General features: G+C 41.3%; 20 protein-coding genes. 5 read left to right on the top strand and 15 right to left on the bottom strand.

The features are described from left to right. Window positions 1-2,076: glycoside hydrolase family 3 protein (locus tag B4F91_RS07430; RefSeq protein ID WP_288635514.1), on the top strand; the 2,076-nt coding region annotated here is incomplete at its 5' end. Window positions 2,077-2,108: 32 nt separating this feature from the next. Here B4F91_RS07430 and B4F91_RS07425 read toward each other — a convergent pair. Both B4F91_RS07425 and B4F91_RS07420 read right to left on the bottom strand, forming a co-directional pair. Beyond that, complete coding sequence (locus tag B4F91_RS07425) at window positions 2,109-3,302, bottom strand: GGDEF domain-containing protein (protein ID WP_288635513.1); 1,194 nt, start codon at window positions 3,300-3,302, stop codon at window positions 2,109-2,111. A gap of 130 nt (window positions 3,303-3,432) precedes the next feature. Then, on the bottom strand, window positions 3,433-4,326 hold the full coding sequence (locus tag B4F91_RS07420) for a TIGR01777 family oxidoreductase (RefSeq protein WP_286937623.1): 894 nt from the start codon (window positions 4,324-4,326) through the stop codon (window positions 3,433-3,435). A gap of 170 nt (window positions 4,327-4,496) precedes the next feature. On the opposite strand from B4F91_RS07420, the gene B4F91_RS07415 reads away from it, so the two are divergent. Further along, complete coding sequence (locus tag B4F91_RS07415; protein WP_024033443.1) at window positions 4,497-5,531, top strand: AI-2E family transporter; 1,035 nt, start codon at window positions 4,497-4,499, stop codon at window positions 5,529-5,531. Between the two features lie 110 nt (window positions 5,532-5,641). On the opposite strand, the gene B4F91_RS07410 is transcribed toward B4F91_RS07415, so the two are convergent. The 5 genes from B4F91_RS07410 to B4F91_RS07390 form a co-directional block, all read right to left on the bottom strand. After that, window positions 5,642-6,046, bottom strand: a complete 405-nt coding sequence (locus B4F91_RS07410) for a hypothetical protein (protein WP_029772701.1) — start codon at window positions 6,044-6,046, stop codon at window positions 5,642-5,644. Next, window positions 6,033-7,370: an ATP-binding protein gene (locus B4F91_RS07405; protein ID WP_004586805.1), complete on the bottom strand. Its 1,338-nt coding sequence runs from the start codon at window positions 7,368-7,370 to the stop codon at window positions 6,033-6,035. Before B4F91_RS07405 ends, B4F91_RS07410 begins: the two co-directional genes overlap by 14 nt. Continuing rightward, window positions 7,364-8,038 carry a response regulator transcription factor gene (locus B4F91_RS07400; RefSeq protein ID WP_004586804.1) on the bottom strand — a complete coding sequence of 225 codons (675 nt, stop codon included), beginning with the start codon at window positions 8,036-8,038 and terminating at the stop codon, window positions 7,364-7,366. Before B4F91_RS07400 ends, B4F91_RS07405 begins: the two co-directional genes overlap by 7 nt. A gap of 3 nt (window positions 8,039-8,041) precedes the next feature. Beyond that, complete coding sequence (locus B4F91_RS07395; protein WP_121637587.1) at window positions 8,042-8,305, bottom strand: PepSY domain-containing protein; 264 nt, start codon at window positions 8,303-8,305, stop codon at window positions 8,042-8,044. A 155-nt stretch (window positions 8,306-8,460) separates the two neighbouring features. Beyond that, on the bottom strand, window positions 8,461-8,763 hold the full coding sequence (locus B4F91_RS07390; protein WP_054982640.1) for a YciI family protein: 303 nt from the start codon (window positions 8,761-8,763) through the stop codon (window positions 8,461-8,463). Between the two features lie 186 nt (window positions 8,764-8,949). Here B4F91_RS07390 and B4F91_RS07385 point away from each other — a divergent pair, with 186 nt between their 5' ends. Continuing rightward, window positions 8,950-10,374 (top strand): sodium-dependent transporter, encoded by a 1,425-nt coding sequence (locus B4F91_RS07385; protein ID WP_286937627.1) that lies wholly within the window; start codon window positions 8,950-8,952, stop codon window positions 10,372-10,374. Window positions 10,375-10,444: 70 nt separating this feature from the next. Here B4F91_RS07385 and B4F91_RS07380 read toward each other — a convergent pair whose 3' ends face one another. Together B4F91_RS07380 and B4F91_RS07375 are read right to left on the bottom strand one after the other, a co-directional pair. Continuing rightward, window positions 10,445-11,086: a CPBP family intramembrane glutamic endopeptidase gene (locus B4F91_RS07380; RefSeq protein ID WP_024033448.1), complete on the bottom strand. Its 642-nt coding sequence runs from the start codon at window positions 11,084-11,086 to the stop codon at window positions 10,445-10,447. 67 nt (window positions 11,087-11,153) lie between these two features. Continuing rightward, window positions 11,154-11,729: an inner membrane-spanning protein YciB gene (locus B4F91_RS07375; protein WP_004586799.1), complete on the bottom strand. Its 576-nt coding sequence runs from the start codon at window positions 11,727-11,729 to the stop codon at window positions 11,154-11,156. A gap of 172 nt (window positions 11,730-11,901) precedes the next feature. On the opposite strand from B4F91_RS07375, the gene B4F91_RS07370 reads away from it, so the two are divergent. Together B4F91_RS07370 and B4F91_RS07365 are read left to right on the top strand one after the other, a co-directional pair. Continuing rightward, window positions 11,902-12,171 carry an HU family DNA-binding protein gene (locus tag B4F91_RS07370; RefSeq protein WP_004586798.1) on the top strand — a complete coding sequence of 90 codons (270 nt, stop codon included), beginning with the start codon at window positions 11,902-11,904 and terminating at the stop codon, window positions 12,169-12,171. Between the two features lie 399 nt (window positions 12,172-12,570). Further along, on the top strand, window positions 12,571-13,149 hold the full coding sequence (locus B4F91_RS07365) for a type 1 glutamine amidotransferase domain-containing protein (RefSeq protein WP_004586797.1): 579 nt from the start codon (window positions 12,571-12,573) through the stop codon (window positions 13,147-13,149). Window positions 13,150-13,212: 63 nt separating this feature from the next. On the opposite strand, the gene trpA is transcribed toward B4F91_RS07365, so the two are convergent. Genes trpA through B4F91_RS07335 form a run of 6 tightly spaced genes read right to left on the bottom strand, consistent with a single transcriptional unit; the run spans window position 13,213 to window position 19,801 of the window. Continuing rightward, window positions 13,213-14,034 (bottom strand): tryptophan synthase subunit alpha, encoded by an 822-nt coding sequence (gene trpA / locus B4F91_RS07360; RefSeq protein ID WP_286937629.1) that lies wholly within the window; start codon window positions 14,032-14,034, stop codon window positions 13,213-13,215. Further along, window positions 14,031-15,215, bottom strand: a complete 1,185-nt coding sequence (gene trpB, locus B4F91_RS07355; RefSeq protein ID WP_054982687.1) for a tryptophan synthase subunit beta — start codon at window positions 15,213-15,215, stop codon at window positions 14,031-14,033. The genes trpA and trpB overlap by 4 nt, the downstream gene beginning before the upstream one ends. 7 nt (window positions 15,216-15,222) lie before the next feature. Then, entirely contained in the window at window positions 15,223-16,587 is a 1,365-nt protein-coding gene (gene trpCF / locus B4F91_RS07350) for a bifunctional indole-3-glycerol-phosphate synthase TrpC/phosphoribosylanthranilate isomerase TrpF (RefSeq protein ID WP_286937631.1), read from the bottom strand. Beyond that, window positions 16,580-17,617: an anthranilate phosphoribosyltransferase gene (gene trpD, locus B4F91_RS07345; protein ID WP_286937633.1), complete on the bottom strand. Its 1,038-nt coding sequence runs from the start codon at window positions 17,615-17,617 to the stop codon at window positions 16,580-16,582. The genes trpCF and trpD overlap by 8 nt, the downstream gene beginning before the upstream one ends. An 11-nt stretch (window positions 17,618-17,628) precedes the next feature. Continuing rightward, on the bottom strand, window positions 17,629-18,231 hold the full coding sequence (locus B4F91_RS07340; protein ID WP_054982635.1) for an aminodeoxychorismate/anthranilate synthase component II: 603 nt from the start codon (window positions 18,229-18,231) through the stop codon (window positions 17,629-17,631). Window position 18,232: 1 nt separating this feature from the next. Beyond that, window positions 18,233-19,801: an anthranilate synthase component 1 gene (locus B4F91_RS07335; protein ID WP_288635510.1), complete on the bottom strand. Its 1,569-nt coding sequence runs from the start codon at window positions 19,799-19,801 to the stop codon at window positions 18,233-18,235. Between the last annotated feature and the right edge of the window lie 36 nt (window positions 19,802-19,837).

Genomic DNA, 19,837 nt, shown 5'->3' with positions numbered 1-19,837 from the left:
TTATTTCCGCATAATATTGGTTTAGGTGCGGCAAACAACCCTGCATTGATTGAGCAAATAGCAGCTATCACTGCGGTTGAAGTAATGGCAACGGGTATTGATTGGGTATTTGCACCTACAGTGGCAGTTGTGCGTGACGACCGCTGGGGCAGAACCTATGAAGGTTATTCAGAAGACCCTCGCATTGTACGCGATTATTCAGCTGCAATTGTAAATGGTTTACAGGGCAAGGCCGATGGCGACTTTTTAAGTGATAAGCGTGTTATTAGCACCGTTAAGCACTTTTTAGGTGATGGCGGCACAGTCGATGGCGATGACCAAGGTAATAATATCGACAGTGAGCAAGATTTGTTTGATATACATGCCCAAGGTTATGTAGGCGGCTTATCGGCGGGAAGTCAGTCGGTTATGGCATCGTTTAATAGCTGGCATGGGGTTAAAAACCACGGCAATAAATACCTGTTAACCGATGTGCTTAAAACCCGCATGGGCTTTGATGGTTTTGTTGTAGGTGATTGGAACGGCCACGGTCAAATTGAAGGCTGTACAAACGAAAGCTGTGCACAGGCTGTTAACGCGGGGCTTGATATTTTTATGGTGCCAACGGGCGCTTGGAAGCCGCTGTACGAAAACACCATAGCGCAAGTCAAAGCTGGCGAAATCAGCATGTCGCGCATTGATGATGCAGTAAGTAGAATTTTACGCGTTAAATTGCGTGCCGGTTTATTTGATAAACCAAGCCCAGCTAAGCGTCAGTTTTCGGGTAAAACTGAGCTAATTGGTGCGCAGCAGCACCGCGAAGTTGCGCGTCAAGCAGTACGCGAATCACTTGTTTTACTTAAAAACAAAAACAATATTTTGCCTCTTGATGCAAACCAAACTGTACTTATTGCCGGCGATGGAGCCGATAACATAGGTAAGCAGTCGGGTGGTTGGAGTATTACTTGGCAAGGGACTAATAACAAAAATGCTGATTTTCCTGGTGCCACGTCTATTTATGCAGGTCTTGAAAAACAAATTACTGAGGCGGGTGGTCGTGCCATTTTAAGTGTGGATGGCTCATATGATGAGCGCCCAGATGTAGCCGTTGTGGTATTTGGTGAAGAGCCTTATGCAGAAGGCCATGGCGATAGAGATAACCTTGAATTTGAGCGTGGTAATAAAAAATCGCTCGCGTTATTAAAGTCGTTAAAAGAGCAGGGTATTACGGTTGTATCGGTATTTATTTCGGGTCGCCCTATGTGGGTTAACAGTGAATTAAATGCCTCAGATGCATTTGTAGCAGCATGGCTGCCAGGTACAGAGGGCGGCGGTATTGCCGATGTTATTTTAAAAGGTAAAGATGGCAGTATTCAACATGACTTTAGCGGCAAGCTTTCGTTTTCATGGCCTAAAACAGCAGTACAAGCAACGGTTAATAAAGGCGATGAAGATTACAGCCCATTATTACCGTACGGCTTTGGTTTAACTTATGGCGATAAAAATGTATTGGCTGATAATTTAGACGAAGACTCTAAATTAGATAACTCAGCACTCACTAGTATGGATATTTTAGTTGGCGCACCAGTTGCTCCGTGGCGTTTATTACTTAAATCTGGCGATGAGCTATTAGATGTATCAAGCAGTACTCATCAACTAGGTGCACTTAAATACCGTACTGAGGATAAAACAGTTCAAGAAGACGCGCGCCAATTTAATTTTAGTGGCGAGCAAAAGGCAAGTGCTGAAATAGTCACAAGCTTTGCAGAAGATACCATTACGTATTTAGAGGCTAATGGCGTTATTAGTTTTGATATTAAACTCAATGAGCCACTAACCGATGACGTAAACCTTGCTATGACTTGTTCAGGTGAGTGTGGTGGTGCGATTGCCTTGAGTAAAATGGTTGATCAATCAATCAAAAATAAATGGCAGTCGGTGTCGGTAGACTTACGTTGTTTTGCTAACCAAGGCGTAGACTTTGCAAGCCTTACAAGCCCGTTTAGTTTACATGCAAGCAGTAAAACCTCAGTGTCGGTAGCAAACATTCAGTTTGTGCCTAATAAGGCAGACTCTGCTGGGCTTAAATGTCAGTAATCATTTTGTTTTAGTGTGTATGTCAAAGCCCTTCAATTGAAGGGCTTTTTTAATGTGCAAACCGGTTTGTTATTTATAAAAGGGTTTTGTGCAGATTCATATATAACTTTGTCGCGTCCTGTGGTTTTAGCAATATACAAGCGCTTATCTGCCGCACTAAGTAGCGATTTAAAAGAGCTTGTTTGAGTATCGCTGCACGCCACTCCAGCGCTTATTCTTAAATAAATAGTGTTGCCGTAATAGCTAAAGGGCTTGTTTTTAATGTTTTTTCTGAGGGTGTTTGCCGCGCACTGTGCCTCATTTAAAGTGCAGTGGCTAAGTAAAATTGCAAACTCTTCGCCGCCAACACGCGCGGTAACTGCGCTGTTAGAAAAAAGCGCTGCAATATGCTGCGAAACCCATTTAATTGCCTCATCACCTGCATCGTGTCCGTATTCATCGTTAACGCGCTTAAAAAAGTCTATATCGACCATAATAATGCTAAGGGGATGCTCGGCATTATTTTTATTAAATAACGTATTAGCCACTGCATTTAAACCGCGTTTATTTAATAGCTGGGTTAATGGGTCGCGATTAGCAAGGGAGTTGAGCGTATGCTCTGTATTGGCAAACACTAAAAAAGGCAGCAATAGGGCGGCGCTAGTGGCAAGTATTAAGTGTATAGCCAAAGTAAATTGCAAAACAGGGGCAAAATTAAAGTTGAGCGCGGTAAAAAACGGCAACAGTAATAAAACTCCCTGTATTAGCATAACGAGTGCATGCAGTAATAGGCAAAGCAATAGCATACGTTGCTGTAATTTTGCTATAAAGCGGGTGCTTAAAACAATATACGAGGCATACAAAAATAACCCTGCCACAGTTAAACTAACCAATATTTGCTCAACAGCGGTGTTGTAAACTACGAGCAAAAAAACCGCAGCCACGATGAGTAAATAGCTAACTTGCCTGCATATGCTTTTATTTAAAGGACTGAGTGCTTTTAATCCCATAATTAAAAAAAGTGGGCAAGCAATAATAAATAAACTGGCAAAGTAATGGGTAATAAACGGCCATGCAATGATCACGCGTAAGCTTGCGCATAGTATGGCGAATGTAAAGGTGGTACAAGCTAGGCCAAAATATAAAAAACTAGTTTGTTTTTTATATTGATAAATAGAGATAAAATACAGCCCAATTATAAGGTTTAAAATAAAAGAAAGGCTTATAACGGTTGGTAAGTGCAGCATAGAAAGGTTCTTTTATTATAAAACGACTATTTTAATGGAGACTAGATACTAAAGCTTATATTAATTACAGTAACCTAGCTTAAAGTAGTATTTTTATAACCTTTAGTAGGTGTATCTATGCTGAATACACCTACTTTATTAAACTTCTCAGAGCCGAATCTATATCCGTAAAATGAAAACGGTAATTATGCGCTAACGCTTTTTTGGGTATTACATATTGCCCAGTAGTGAGCAAATCAGACATTTCACCCATTAACACTTTTAACACAGGGCTTGGCATGGTTAGGGCCGCAGGGCGAGACAATGCTTTACCTAAACTTTTGCTAAACGCTTTATTGCTAACCGGGGCGGGTGCAGTAGCATTAATTGGCCCGCAAAGCGACGTGTGTTTTATAATAAATAAAATCAGTTGAATCATGTCATCAATATGAATCCACGACATACCTTGCTCCCCATTTCCAATAGGGCCACCTGCAAAAAATTTAAACGCAGGAAGCATTTTACTTAAAGCGCCGCCGTTTTTGCTAAGTACAATTCCCGTGCGTAATAAACACACCCGTGTTTTATCACTTTGCGCTTTTAGTGCCGCATGCTCCCACTCTTTGCATAACTGATGGCTAAATTCATCATTTACATCGTCGGTGTCCTCATCTACCGGGATATCGCCTTGGCGGCCATAATAGCCAATGGCACTGCCAGATATAAATGTAGCAGGGGGCGTGCTGCAATTTAAAATAGCATCGCTGATTTGCGTGGTAAGGTTTATTCTGCTGTTTCTAATTGTTTGTTTTTGTGTCTGCGTCCAGCGTTTGTTAACGATAGGTTCGCCGGCTAAATTAATCACAGTATCAACATGGTTAAAATTAACCTCATCAACGCTGCTTACTACATCAATATTATGACCAAGCAATACATGGGCTTTGGTTTTATTTCGGCTCAGTACGGTTACTTTATGATGATGGAGCAAAAAAGGCGTTAAGTGTTTACCTATTAGGCCTGTAGCGCCTGTAAAAAAAATATGCATAAAAATCTTACCAATTTTAAGTGTACGATTTGTTTAAAATGTATACTATTTAAACTATCTTAATGCAAATTATTACGTTAACTAAAAAACAACGATCACTTTGTAAATATTTCATTTAATTAGTTTTTGCCTTACACTAAAGCGAATTTCATAAGAAAAGGATTGGCGCGTTGGCAAGTTTAACTGGCGTAAATAAAAGCTTAATAATATTTGCAGCCCTGGTGGTTGTATTAGCCGGTATTAAGGCCGCAAGTGTTATTATTATTCCCTTTATTTTGGCGGCGTTTATTGCCATTGTATGCAACCCGCTGATCACATTTTTTGGTCGCTATCGGATCCCTAAAGGGGTTTCTGTTGTTATCGTGGTGCTTATCATTGTGGGCTTAGGTGTAAGCTTAGGCGGCCTTGTAGGACAATCAGTTAACGACTTTTCTCAGCAACTTCCTGAATATAAAGCCCAGTTACAAGAAGAGTTTGTGTGGCTGGTCGATCTTGCATCGCAATACAATATCTTAATCGATAGAGATCAAATTCTCTCTATGTTTGACCCAGGTAAAATGGTCGATGTAGCCACGAATATGCTTACCGGCTTAGGTGGCGTAATGGCAAACATGTTTTTAATAATTTTAACTGTGGTGTTTATGCTTTTTGAAGGGCCAGCATTAAGCAAAAAAATTCATATGGCACTTGCCGACCCAGACAGAAAAATGGAGCAAATTGACCGCTTTTTGGTTTCTATTAATTCGTATTTAGCAATTAAAACATTAGTGAGTTTAGCCACCGGTATTATTGCAGCATTTTATTTATGGATTTTAGATGTTGACTACTTTGTGCTGTGGGGCGTGTTGGCATTTATGTTTAATTATATTCCTAATATAGGTTCTATTATTGCCGCAGTACCAGCCGTATTGTTAGCACTGATCACACAAGGACCATTAACAGCCGGGCTTGTAGGTGCAGGGTATTTAATTATTAATACGGTAATGGGTAACATTGTAGAGCCTAAATTTATGGGTAAAGGGCTTGGGCTTTCTACCTTGGTGGTGTTTTTGTCGTTAATATTTTGGGGTTGGTTATTAGGCACTGTAGGCATGTTGCTATCGGTACCGCTTACCATGATTGTTAAAATAGCCCTAGAGGCAAGTGATGAAGGGCGCTGGGTTGCCACGCTACTAGGTACTGGTGAGTCGATAGACGATAAATAATATCAATTGGTTTTCAAAGCTTAAAATTGCGTATTTAATTAAATAATTGATACAAAAAAAGCGATTAATACACAGTATTAATCGCTTTTTTTATAGGGGTTAATCCCCGTTTAAAGTGGCTTTTTAAGCACTTGAGTAAACTGTTCAATAAGTGCAAGTTCACATAATTTGTAATCAATAGCGGCTTGGCTGGCATTTGGCAGTTTTAATATGTAGCGCCATTGGCAGCTTGCTTCAATATACTTTTGGTGGTTGTCGACGCTGCGCTTAAACAACATGAGGATTTGCGTGTTTCCGCTTTGCTCTTCTAATTTAGTGAGTTCATATTTACGTTTTTGAACCCAAGTACCCTGATTGTATTTAGCCTGATTTATTTGGGTGTCTAAACACTGCGTATAGCGTTTAGTTTGGCTTGGCGTTGCGTTTTGCTCAAGCGTACACTGTGCTTGCGCACTGACATTAGCACTTAGTGCTAATAGGCTCGCAAGTGTGATTAAAAGGCTATTTTTTATCATTGTAATTAAACTCTAAAATAAATTGTGCGCCGCCCAAGGTGTCCGACTTATTAATCGTTAAGTGACCGTTATAAGATTTAACCAAATCAGAGACTATCGCCATACCAACACCGTGTCCGCTTTCGTAAGTATCAAGGCGGGTACCACGGGTTAATAAGGACTCGCGTTTATCCTCGGGTACACCGGGTCCATCGTCACTAATGCCTATGCACAGTGTTTTACTTTGAATGACCTGTATTTCTACTTGCGAGCGACACGCTTTACAGGCGTTATCAATTAAATTACCCAGTAATTCCATTAAATCTGTTTGGTCACCTAAAAAGTAATCTTTATCGGTCACGGTGCAATTAAATATAATGTCTTTATCGCGGTATACCTTGGCCATTGCACTTAAAATAGAATCAACCACAGGTTTAACTGGGGTTTGTTTTTTCCATGTATCTGAGGCGCCAGTAGCTGCACGCTTTAACTGATGCTCGATCATCACATTTATTCTATCAAGTTGCTCTTGGGCATCGGCATCATTAGCAAGCGGGCTTGATTTTAATACCGCAAGGGGCGTTTTTAATGCATGCGCTAGGTCACTTAAAGACGCTCTGTAGCGCTCTTTTTGACGTTGCTGCGACTCTAGTAATAAGTTTAGGTCTGATTTAATTGTTTGCAGTTCTACAGGGTATAAGCCTTTAATTTCTTGAATATCGCCCGACTCAATGGCTTTTATTTCTTTATCAAGACGTTGTAACGGCCGGCCGCTCCAAATAAATCCAATTGCCATTAAACCGGCAATCGCAATACCCATTATAAACATCCAATCGACTAGGGTTTGTTTAAAGCCATCCATTAATCTTAGCAATGCATCGTTTCGTTTGAGTAATATAAAACGTGCCTGCTCAGATTGGTCAATATTATTTAAAATGACCGTTAGGCTTAATTGCCAGTAAACCGCATTGTTGTAAACCACACGTCTAAAGTCGGCCGCACCGGCTTTAGGCTCTATGTACTCGGGTTTAAAGTTTACGTTTACTGCCGACTCTGAGTGCCAAACAGGTACATCATCGCGGTAAATCATGGCGTAGGTATCTGAATTTAAGTTATTTAGCTCAGGCGTTAAAATTGTGCTGGGCATAATAATGCCGCGCTCAGTAAAGTCGACTTCAGAAATAAGGGAGTATAAGTGGGCTTCTAGATTTTTTTCGGTGGTTTCGACTAATGAGGCGTAATACGCTTTACCAATCGAGTAAAACAAAATAGGCAGTGCCACCAATAAAACAAAGACAAGGATAAATCCTTGCCTTATTTTAAGCGATATTTGCGATGCTACCACTGACTTTTAAGCCTGTAACCACGCCCACGTAGTGTTTCTACTGGGTTTAATGTGCCTTCAGGGTCTAATTTTTTACGCAGACGAAGTACAAATACTTCGATAACGTTAGAATCAAGATCGAAATCTTGGTCGTAAATGTGCTCAGTAAGTTCTGATTTAGAAATTACTTTTTGCGGGTTAACCATTAAATACTCAAGTACTTTGTACTCATAAGCAGTAAGGCTAAGTTCTTTGTCGTTAACCCAAACTTGTTGTGAGCGAGTATGAATTTTAATTGGACCCGCTGTCATTTCAGGGTTTGCTTTACCAGCACTGCGGCGAATAAGTGCGTTACAACGCGCAATTAATTCTTCAACATGAAACGGCTTGGTTAAGTAGTCGTCGGCACCTGCATCTAGGCCTTCAACTTTGTCTTGCCAGCGGTCGCGCGCCGTTAAGATTAAAATAGGGATTGTCACGCCTTGTGCACGTGCTTTATTGATTAGCTCAATACCGTCAATTTTTGGTAAGCCTAAATCAACCACCGCCATATCTAGCGGGTACTCTGTAATATGGAATAGGCCAGCTTCGCCATCGTGACATAAATCAACACTGTAACGTTCTTTCTCTAAAGCATTACGTAGGTTGTCTGCTAAGTGTAAATCATCTTCTATAACTAAAATTCGCATTTGCTAATCCTTTTTCACTTCGCCGGTTTTTTTATTTATATGTAAATCAACGACGTGGCCGTCAGATTTGAGTATACGTACAGTATAAAATTTTGCTTGTTCTGTAATTTTTAAGGTTTTACCGTCAGTTTCTTCTTTTGCAAGTATTACGGCTTTCTTTTTGCTGATCTCAGTTTTTTTAACTGCTTTGGTAACAGTCGTACTTGCGTGTACGGCGCCACTGACGCTAATACAGGCAATTAAACCAAGGGTTAATAATACACGCATGACGGGAACTCCTAGATCAAACCCAGCTATTCTAATTAACTAAGCTACTAAAACTCAAGTAAAAACGTCCAATATGCGCTTTTACGTTCGCCAGCTTAATTAATTAGCAGTGAACCAACCCTGAATTAAATAGCGTTTTAAATTCAGGGTGTTCGTTACGCTGGTAATACTTTTTTATATGGTTTTACAACGGTGTTTGCGTAAACGCCGGCTGCAACGTATGGATCTGATGCTGCCCATTCACGTGCTTTTTCAAGTGAATCAAATTCAGCAATGACTAATGAACCTGTAAATCCAGCATCTTGCGGGTCTTCACTGTCGATTGCAGGCAGTGGGCCGGCAACAAATAAACGGTTTTGAGAGTCAAGTTCGCTTAAACGTGCTAAGTGGGCGGGACGGACTTCTTTTCTAAGCGGTAAGCTGTTTTCAACGTCGGTTGAATAAATCATGTACAACATAGTAATTCTCAAAAAAATGTTAAGTTTAATAACGCAAATACTAGCACAACGTTGATAGTTGGTGAACAAATTACCGTTAAAGCTAGGTTTACAGTTATTAATTATTTTTAGTGTGTAATTGCTTGAAAAGCGCGGCACAACACTGGTAGAGTCGCTTGAATAACTTAAAAATAACAAGGTTAATACATGAGCAATAATAGAGAGCATTTTAGCTCCCGTCTTGGCTTTATACTGGCTGCAGCAGGTTCGGCAGTGGGTATTGGCAACTTAGTAGGTTTTCCTGTGTCGGCAACTAAAAATGGTGGTGGTGCATTTTTACTTGTATACGCTTTGTTTGTTGCTTTTATTTGTTTACCAGTAATGATGGCTGAAATGGCCATGGGTCGTAACGCGCAAAAAGATCCACTTGGTTCGTACAAAGCGCTGGCAAATAACGACAAAAAATGGAAGTTTGCAGGCTTTTTGGCTGTATTAACGCCGTTTATGATTGCCGTATTTTACATGGTTATTACCGTGTGGATTTTTGGTTACTTAAGCCAAACCGCCATGGGTAATTTAGATGCATTGGCAGATCCGAGCCATTTTGGCAGCTTTATAAATAGCTACACTGTTTTTGGCTACATGGCAGTGGTCGTTATTATTGTTAACCTTATTTTATTGGGTGGGGTTAAACAAGGCATAGAAAAAGCCGCTAAGTTTTTAATGCCGGCTTTATTTGTTATGTTGCTTGCCCTTGTAGCGTATGTATTAACGCTTGATAACGCCATGGCTGGTGTTAAATATTATGTTATTCCTGATTTTTCTAAAATGAGCGCCAGCGTGCTTAATGGTGCACTAAGCCAAGCGTTTTTCTCACTATCGCTTGGTATGGGTATTTTAATGACGTACGCCTCTTACATATCTAAAAAAGATGACATTGTTGGCAGTGCTAAAATGGTAGCTATTACCGACTCATTAGTGGCATTTGTTGCCGGTTTAATGGTGTTACCGGCAATATTTAGTTTTGATCCAAATACCGACCCAGCCGCACTTTCTGACTCGTCTGTATCGATGATATTTGTATACTTACCTAAAATTTTATTAGCACTACAAAATGATATTGGTTACTTTGGCGCGTCTGCAGTAGCGTTTTCGTTCTTTTTATTAGTGTTTTTTGCAGCGATTACTTCGCTTGTATCAATTGTAGAAGTACCTACAGCGACCCTTAGCGACCGCAAAGGGATCAGCCGTAAAAAAGCCTTAGGTATTTTAACGCTAGCCACCGGTGTGCTAACTATATTATGTACTATGTCGTTTGGTATGGTTGATAGCCTAACGTCGTTTACTAGTTACGGCAGCGGTAATAAAAGCTTTTTTGATATTGTTTATGATGTATTTTACGACACTATATTGCCACTGAATGGTTTAATGGTGTGTTTATTTGTTATGTACCGCTGGAAAAGAGCGCGCCTAACAGATGAGCTAAGCCAAGGCTCACCAAATTACGCCGGTAGCTTTATGGAGAAATACGTTAACTTTTCGCTTTCTACGTTTATTCCGGTTATTTTATTAGCCATATTTATAAACACAGTAGCGACTAAGTTTTTTGCCTTTAAGTTATTTGGTTTTTAGGCTATAAAAAAGTTGCCAAAAGCCGCGTATTAACGCGGCTTTTTTGTGTTTAATATAGCGGCTTAGCTTATTAGCTGATAGCTCCTGAGTCTAATGAACTGCCAATCCCCAGTGTAAACATCCACAATCCCCATAAGCTATGCTCAATTACACACACTATGGTTGAGCGGCTTTGCGCGTAGGTAAACGAAAATAATAGCCCGCCTAAAAATGCTAAGCCTACAGCCACCCAATTGGCATACACAATATGGGCAAGGGCAAACACCGTTGCGCTTACCACTATACGCACTCTTTTTTTGGGCATAATGCGTTTATAGCGATGAAAAAAGTAGGTTCTGAAAATTAGCTCTTGTGGTAATACCGACAGCAGCGGGTATAGAAGCAGTAAAAGTAACCAGTTATAAAATGAGTGCAGCGGCATACTAAACCAATTTTCTTGGTGAATAATGCCGTAAAACACGCCTGAAAAAAGCGCTCCTAAAAAAAAGAAACTAAATAAACGGCGCTTTACTGCAGAAAACTGCCCCAGGCTTGTGAGTCTAAATCGCTTAAAGTGAGGGTCGTTCAGTAATAACATGCAGCACACACTCATTAAAACAATCAGTGCGGGTATTAACCAGTTAGCTAGGTAACTACGAAGGGTAAAGCCTATTAAAGGCAATAAAACAAATATTAGGGTAAATTCAAACCAGCGGTATTGATTGGCGTTCAAGGTCGTCTCTGATTGATTTTTTTTACACGCTATCAAGCAAAGACGACATTTTTATGACGAAGGTGCTTTACTTTGCGGGTTCTTCTTCATCTGGGAAGTATTTATACAAAGCAAAAATAGTGATTAAAATACTCACAAAGGTAATGGCCATTAAGCCAAACACTTTAAAGTTAACCCAAAAATCGAGTGAGAAATTATACGCAATGTAAATATTGAGCACTGCAATACCTGCGGTAATGGCAACCCACATTAAGTTAAGCTTATTCCACACCGGCTCAGGTACTTCAATCGCCTGTTTAGAGTCGTTGGCGTTTTCGAGGATTGAGCTAAGGGCTTTTTTAACAAGATTTTTATTCAGCACGTAGCGGCTAATTAATAAGGTAAGGCTTAGGCCGGCGTAAATTAACGTGGCTTTCCATTTTATATACTGCTCATCGTGGAGTACTAAGGTTAATGTGCCAAACACCGCTGCAATAGCAAAAAATAGCCATTGGCGGGCAGGTACATGGCCGTGCTTAAAGTAGCTATAAGCAACTTGAATAAGCGTAGTGACCATTAAAAGGCCTGTTGCCCAGTAAATATCAACTAATTTAAATACCGCAAAAAATAATATTAGCGGGATGTATTCAATCAATGCGTGCATATACTACCTAAATTATACAAAAAGAAGTCAGGGAAGTTTTTACCACATAACACTAGGCAACTACAAGGTTGACTTGTTGCCCTGTAAGCCTTAGCCTGCGTGGCTTTAATTATCCATCATCATATTCCCACGCTTAACCAACACTGATTAAGTGTGCATTTAGGAGCCTACAATGAACAAAGCACAACTTGTTGCCCAAATAGCAAAACGCAGTGAACTAACAAAAAAAGACACACAAGCAGCCCTTACTAGCTTACAAAAAGTAATTACTAAATCGTTATCTGAAGGCGACCAAGTGCAAATTAATGGATTTGGTACATTCGCTTTAAGCTACTACCCAGCGCGCACTGGCCGTAACCCACAAACAGGCGAAAGCATTGAAATAGAAGGCGCTAACAAGCCCGTATTTAAACCAGCCAAAGCATTAAAAGATCTCCTTTAAATAGCAACTTGCATTGACCAGTACCAGCGACTAGTACCAGCGACTAGTTCCTGCAACCAATACTTGTTAATAGCCTGGTTACCTTTTTAGGTTTAGTTAGCGCTATTAATCACAAAATTATAGTTCGGCGCACCCCGCTAATAGGTGCGTCTACAAAATAAATCCCCAGCTTTTAGTTAATGCCTAACTACTTCATCTTGTAAGCAAAGCTTGTGTGCTGGTTTTTAATACGCACTTTAAATTAAGCTATGTAGATTGTTCAAACCCTCTAAATGATTTACATAGCTTTGACAGCTTTAATTTATATTATCCATTATTTTCAATAGGTTAAATTTGGCATCGGTTATGCTTTTAATAGGGTGATTGAAACATTTTATTAAACGCAATAAGGAGATCTATATGTCTACATTACAAACAAGCACTCGTTTACAAGGCAAAAAAATTGCTATTTTAGCCACTGATGGCTTTGAGCAAAGTGAGCTATTATCTCCACGTGATGCTTTACTTAATGCCGGCGCCGATATCGATATTGTGTCGGTAAAAGAGGGTGAAATCACCGGCTGGGATGAAGATAAATGGGGCGACAAAGTAAGCGTAGATAAACTTGTTACAAATGCCAGTGCCAGCGATTACGATGCGCTTATGCTGCCAGGTGGCTTATTTAACCCAGATACGTTACGCCAAGATAAGCACGCAAAAGCGTTTATAGACGGTTTTTTTGGCGCTGAGAAAAACAAACCCGTTGCAGCTATTTGCCATGCTCCTTGGTTACTTGCCGAAATTAATAAATTACGCGACCGTACCGTTACATCATTCCCAAGCATTAAAAGTGATTTAATCAATGCTGGTGCAAACTGGGTTGATGAAGAGGTGAGTGTAGACCAAGGCTTAGTAACAAGCCGCAGTCCTGCAGATTTAGAAGCATTTAATGCAAAATTTATTGAAGAAATTTTAGAAGGTAAGCATCAAGCTCACTAAGTTTAGAGCTTAATAAAAAAGGGCATTTAAAATGCCCTTTTTTAATGTGTAAATTTTAAGCTTTTACAACACGGTGGCCGCTTTCATATCAGCTACAAACGCTTTTAACTGCGTTGTCATCGCGTCTAAATCATTAAGGTTGGCCTCAATAATTTTAACAACGGCTGAGCCTGAAATAGCACCAGCTGCACCGGCATTTAGGGCGGCTTTTACATCATCGGGAGTAGAAATACCAAAGCCTAATAAAGCAGGGGCTGCATGGTATTCTTTTAGCTTAGTTACTATGTTACCCGCTGGCATTTGCGCTTTAGTATCGGTGCCGGTAACACCCGCACGCGATAATAAATACGTGTAGCCACGGCCGTAAGATGCACATTGGCGCAGAGTATCGTCATCGGCATTGGGTGTGGCAATAAATATTGGGTCTATACCGTTTGCCATGGCTGCTTTTCTAAACATTTTAGACTCATGCAGTGGTACATCAGCAACTAAAATAGAGTCTACGCCCGCTGCTTTAGCATCTTTATAAAATGTTTCTAAACCGCGTTTAAACACAAGGTTTGAATACAATAATAAGCCAATTGGAATATCTGCATTGTAATCGCGTATTTCTTTAATAATATCAAAGCAATCTTGCGTGTTAATGTTTACATCGAGAGCACGAATATTCGCCGCTTGAATAACGGGGCCATCGGCGATTGGGTCCGAAAACGGAATACCTAGCTCCAGTGCATCCGCACCGCCATCAATTAAGCTTTTAATAATGGCAATACTTTGCTCTTTACCTGGGTCGCCAATGGTAACAAATGGTACAAATGCACCTTGTTTTTGCTCATTAAGTGCAGCAAAGGTTTTACCGTAACGATCTGTATTTAACTGACTCATAGTTGACCTCCTTGTGATAAAACGCTGTGTACGTGGGTTAAATCTTTATCGCCACGGCCACTTAAGTTAACCACTAAAATGCTTTCTTCTGTTTGCTCTTCGGCGTATTTCAGCGCATAAGCAAGGGCATGGCTTGATTCAAGAGCTGGAATAATACCTTCGTTTTTAGCCAGTGCTTGGAACGCGTCAAGGGCTTCTGTATCGGTAATACCCACATATTGAGCACGGCCTGTTTCGTGTAAAAACGCGTGCTGTGGTCCAACTGCAGGGTAATCAAGACCGGCAGATACTGAGTATGACTCTTCAATTTGGCCATCGTCGTTTTGCATAATGTACGTATAGGTACCGTGTAAAATACCTTTAGTACCTTTACAAATTGTAGCGCCGTGCTCGTGGGTATCTAGGCCTTTACCTGCAGGCTCCACACCAATAAGTTTTACACTTGGCTCGTCAATAAAGTCAGTAAACATACCAATGGCATTAGAGCCACCGCCAACACAGGCTAGTACGGCATCTGGTAAGCGTCCTTCTGCTTTGAGTACTTGTTGTTTAGCTTCTTCACCAATGATTTTTTGATACTCTCGTACAATTGTTGGGAATGGATGAGGACCCGCTGCGGTACCAAGTAAGTAATGAGCGTCTTGGTAGTTTGCAGACCAGTCGCGTAGCGCTTCGTTTACCGCATCTTTTAATGTGCCAGAGCCGGCTGTTACCGGAATAACCTCTGCGCCCATTAATTTCATTCTAAATACGTTAGGCTGTTGGCGCTCAACGTCTTTAGCACCCATATAAATGCGGCATTTTAAGCCAAGTAATGCACAGGCTAGGGCTGTTGCCACGCCATGTTGGCCCGCTCCAGTTTCGGCAATAACTTCTTTTTTACCCATACGTTTAGTTAGCAACGCTTGACCAAGTACTTGGTTGGTTTTGTGTGCGCCGCCGTGCAGTAAATCTTCACGTTTTAAGTAAAGTTTTACTTTAGGGTTTTTAATTAAATTACGCGTTAATGTAAGCGGCGTAGGGCGACCGGCATACTCGTTTAATAATTTTGTAAACTCAGCCTCAAACTCAGGGTCTTTTTGTGCTTTGTTAAATTCGTTCTCTAACTGCTTAAGCGCAGGGACAAGTAGCTCAGGTACAAACATACCGCCAAACTCGCCAAAATAAGCTGGATTTTGCATTATAACCTCAATAATTTCTGATGCTTGTAAAAGCATTTTGTAATTTGATAGGGCACTTTTTACCCGCAGATTCTTCAACGCCTGAATTTAAATCAAGGCCTAGGGCACCTTGAGAAAGCGCGTCTTTTATATTGTCTGGATTTAAGCCACCCGCTAGCATAAAGGGGGTTGTTGCGTCGCGCAGTACTGCCCAATCAAATGCTTTACCTGTACCACCGGCTTGTGTATCGCTGTGGGTATCATAAAGATGGCGGTCTACGCCCGTAGCTGGGGTTGGCAATGTATCTTTAATTGCCTGTGCTTTCCAAATTTCACAACCTTTAGGTAACTGTGTACGTAATGCGGCAATGTAATCGTCACTTTCTTGACCGTGTAATTGTACTGCGGCAAGTTTTAGTTCGTGCGCGTATTGTACCACTTGCTGCGGGCTTGCATTAACAAAAACACCGACAAATTTAAGTGGCGCACTTTGGCTCAGCTCAATCGCACAATCTAAATCAACATAACGAGGCGATTTAGGGTAAAAAATGAGTCCACCGTACACTGCGCCGTTGTTGTAAGCGGCCTGTACGTCTTGTGCTCGGGTTAAACCGCACACTTTGTTATCACCTAAAATCACTTTTTTGCAGGCTTGTTCTAAATCGCGCTCAGCCATTAAAGAACTGCCAACTAAAAAGCCATCACATAATGGCGCTAGGCGTTTAACATCTTGATGAGTGTAAATACCTGACTCTGAGATAACTACTTTATCTTGTGGGATGAGTTTACGTAGCTTTTCGGTGGTTGCTAAATCAGTGCTTAAATCGCGAAGGTCACGGTTATTAATACCAATAATTTGTGCATCAAGTGCAAGGGCACGGTGTACTTCTTCTTCGTTACTTACTTCGGTTAATACCGACATGTTAAGCGAGTCGGCAACTGCATGTAGCGCTTTATATTGTTCATCATCAAGCACTGAAAGCATTAGTAATATAGCATCGCCGCCATAAATACGTGCCATGTAAACTTGGTACTCATCAATAAAAAAGTCTTTACAAATAAGTGGTTGCTCTACTTGGCTACGTACAAACTCTAAATAATCAAAACTACCTTGAAAGTATTTAGTATCTGTAAGTACGCTCATGCAGCTAGCATATTTTTTATAAACAGAGGTGATCTCGGTTAAATCAAACGGCTCTCTTATTAGTCCTTTTGAAGGAGATGCTTTTTTACATTCTAAAATAAACTGCGTACCCGGCTTTGCTAACGCTTTATAAAAGCTGCGGCTAGTTGGCACTGCTAAGTGTTTAAAGCTCTCTAGTGGGCGCGCGGCTTTACGCTCTATTAGCTCTTGTTTTTTATCAGCAACAATTTTGTCTAATACATTAGCCATGACTTACCTCAATAATTGCATTTAATGTGTTCATGGCTTTGCCTGAACTTAGTAATGTTTGTACCTGTTGTGCGCCTTCTTTTAATGACTGTACTTTACCGCTTAGGTATAAAAGTGCAGCCACATTGACTACGATTGCAGCATTGTGCGCATCACTGCCTTTACCTTGTAAAATAGCAAGGCTTGCATTTGCGTTATATTGTGGGCCTTCACCGGCTAGTTGTTCAAGTGAATAGTTTGCAAGGTCAAAGTCGCTTGGGTTTAATGTGTACTGCGTTATTTCGCTATTGTTTAGCTCAACTACGTTAGTTGGGCCGTGCAGGGCTATTTCGTCAGTGCCAGAACCATGCACTATCATCGCGCGCTTAGTGCCTAATGTTTTAAGTGTTTGCGCCATTGGCATACATAAAGACTCATCGTAAACACCCAGTAATTGCACGTGTGGTGCAGCAGGGTTAGCAAGCGGGCCTAAAATATTAAAAATGGTACGTGTTTTAAGCGCAGTACGTACGCCCATCGCGTGGCGTACACCACTGTGATAATGCGGTGCAAACAAAAAGGTAAAATGGGTTTGTTCAAGGCACTGTGCAGCTTGTGCTGGGCTCATATCAATATTAATGCCCAATGCTTTTAATAAATCAGCAGAGCCCGAATTACTCGATACACTGCGATTACCATGTTTTACCATATTAATACCCGCGGCAGCTGCAACAATCGCAGCGGTAGTACTAATATTAATCGTGTTTGAGCCATCGCCCCCGGTGCCGCAGCTATCGGCAAGTTGCGTGCTAGCGGTTGTAAAAGCAACGGCGTTTTCTCGCATTGACGCTGCAGCGCCGGCAATTTCATCACTTACTTCGCCTTTTATTTTAAGGCTAATTAGCAATGCTGTGAGCTCTATTTCGCTCATGTTACCTTGCATTATTTGGTTAAATAATGCGTTTGATTGGGCATAGTTTAACGACTTGCCTTGAATAAGTTGCTCAATAGCGTATTGAACATTTATGGTCTCTTGTGCTTGGGTACTCATAATGTCCTCTATTAGTTGGTGCGCGTTAAGTACGCAACACTTTGTTGAAGTAGCATTGCACCATTTGGCGTAAGTATTGACTCAGGATGAAATTGATAACCTAACGCTTTATCGTCGTGGTGATATATGGCCATAGGAATATCGTCAAATTGTGCAATTACCTCAATATTTTCAGGTACCTTGGTTGCCATTAATGAATGGTAACGGGCTACGGGCATGGTGTTGCCCATTCCTTCAAACACCGGATGCGGGTTTAAATTAATGATTGATGACTTACCATGTACGGTTTCGCCAGCGTGGCCGATTACTCCGCCATAACTTTGTGTAAGTGCTTGTTGCCCTAGACAAATGCCCAGCATGGGGAAGTGGCCTTTAGCCAGTTCGATTAATTCCATTAAGCAACCTGCATCACTGGGTGCACCAGGTCCTGGCGAAAGCACTAATAATACTTGCCCAGGCTCTTGACGCATTTTATTAAAAATAACCTCTGCACGTATGTTATTTCTGTATACCACAAGCTCACAGCCCAGCATGGTTAGTTCATCAACAAGGTTGTAGCTAAACGAATCAAAGTTATCTAAAAAGTATATTTTCATTGGGTTTGCTGTGCTCATTTTATACCGCCTCATAAGTCGATTTTATGGCGGTGATCACCGCTTGGGCTTTAGCGCGGGTTTCGTTAGCTTCGGCTTGAGGATCAGAATCGTAAACGACACCGGCACCTGCTTGCACATACGCGGTATTATTTTTAACAAACGCTGAGCGAATAACAATGCAGCTATCCATTGCACCATCGCCTGTTAAATAGCCCACTGCGCCACCGTAGCTGCCACGGCGTTTGCCTTCGGTTTGGCGTACAAGTTCGGCGGCACGTACTTTAGGAGCGCCTACCAGCGTGCCCATGTTCATACACGCTTGGTAAGCGTGCAGTGCATCAAGCTCAGGCTTTAACGTGCCCACCACGCGAGAAACCAAGTGCATTACTTGCGAGTAGCGGTCTACTTTTAAAAGCTCTTTTGCATGGCGCGTGCCGGCTACGCTAATGCGTGCCACATCGTTACGAGCTAAATCAACTAGCATTAAATGCTCAGCACGCTCTTTTTGATCGTTTCTTAGTTCAAGCTCAATACGGCTGTCTAAATCTGGGTTGATTGCGCCATTGGCAAATTTTCCACGTGGGCGAGTACCGGCAATAGGGTAAACTTCAACTTGTTTGCTTTGCACTTCGTATTTAAGTGCAGACTCAGGTGAGGCGCCAAATAAAGCAAATTCTTCATCGCGCATATAAAACATATAAGGGCTTGGGTTTTGCTTTTTAAGCTGGCTATATGCGTGCAACGAATCAGGGCAGGGCAGTGAAAACGTACGCGAAGGCACAACCTGAAAAATATCACCATCAACGATGTTCTTTTTAAGCTTAACCACTTGCTCGCAGTAAGTTTCATCGCTTATATCAACACTTACATCGCAGGTGCCTGTTTGCATAGGCGCACTAAACTCTTCTGCTTTATCGCATAAGGCATTTAATCGTTCTAGCTCTTTACCTACCTCAAAACAATTAGCGTGTACGTCTGGGCCATTAAACACATTACCAATAAGCTCTGTGGTTTGTTTTTGATGGTCGATAACCACTAAGGTTTCGGCTAAGTAAAATACGTAGTCTGGGCAGGTGTTTTCGCCATCGGGTACGTCGCTTAGCTGCTCAAAATTAGCCACCATGTCGTAGGCAAATACACCGCCTAAAAATACCGAAAACGGGTTTTCGGTGGTGCTTTTGATACTGTTTATACAGGTGCGTAGTGCGCTAAATGCATTATCGGCAACCAGTTTACTTGCCTCGTCAATGTCTTTAGAGCCGCCTTTATAAACAAGAGTTAGGCTTGTGTCGGTTAAGGTTGCATCGCAGCTTTGTACATTGGCTCTTAAATATGGCAGTAACTGTTTACCGTTATTAGATTGAGCACTTACCGTGACGGTTTTACCTTGGCAAACAATGCGCAGCGCGCAGTCAACTAAAATTAAGCTTTTAACACTGTCTTTCGAATCAATTTCGGCTGATTCAAGCAGTAGCGAATTAGGCTTATCAAGTGCTGCATAAAGTGCAAGTGGGCTACTAATGTAGTCGCGCACTTGCGTTATGCTAGTAACTTCGCCTGGTGTGGTAGTTATATGACTAAAAATCAAACCTCATTCCCTCAAAAAATAAAACCCCGCAATGCT

The organism is Pseudoalteromonas sp. UBA6610 (genome assembly GCF_002433295.1).
In the GTDB taxonomy this organism is placed as follows: Bacteria; Pseudomonadota; Gammaproteobacteria; order Enterobacterales; family Alteromonadaceae; genus Pseudoalteromonas; species Pseudoalteromonas atlantica.
This window is presented reverse-complemented; position numbering and strand designations above follow the sequence as displayed.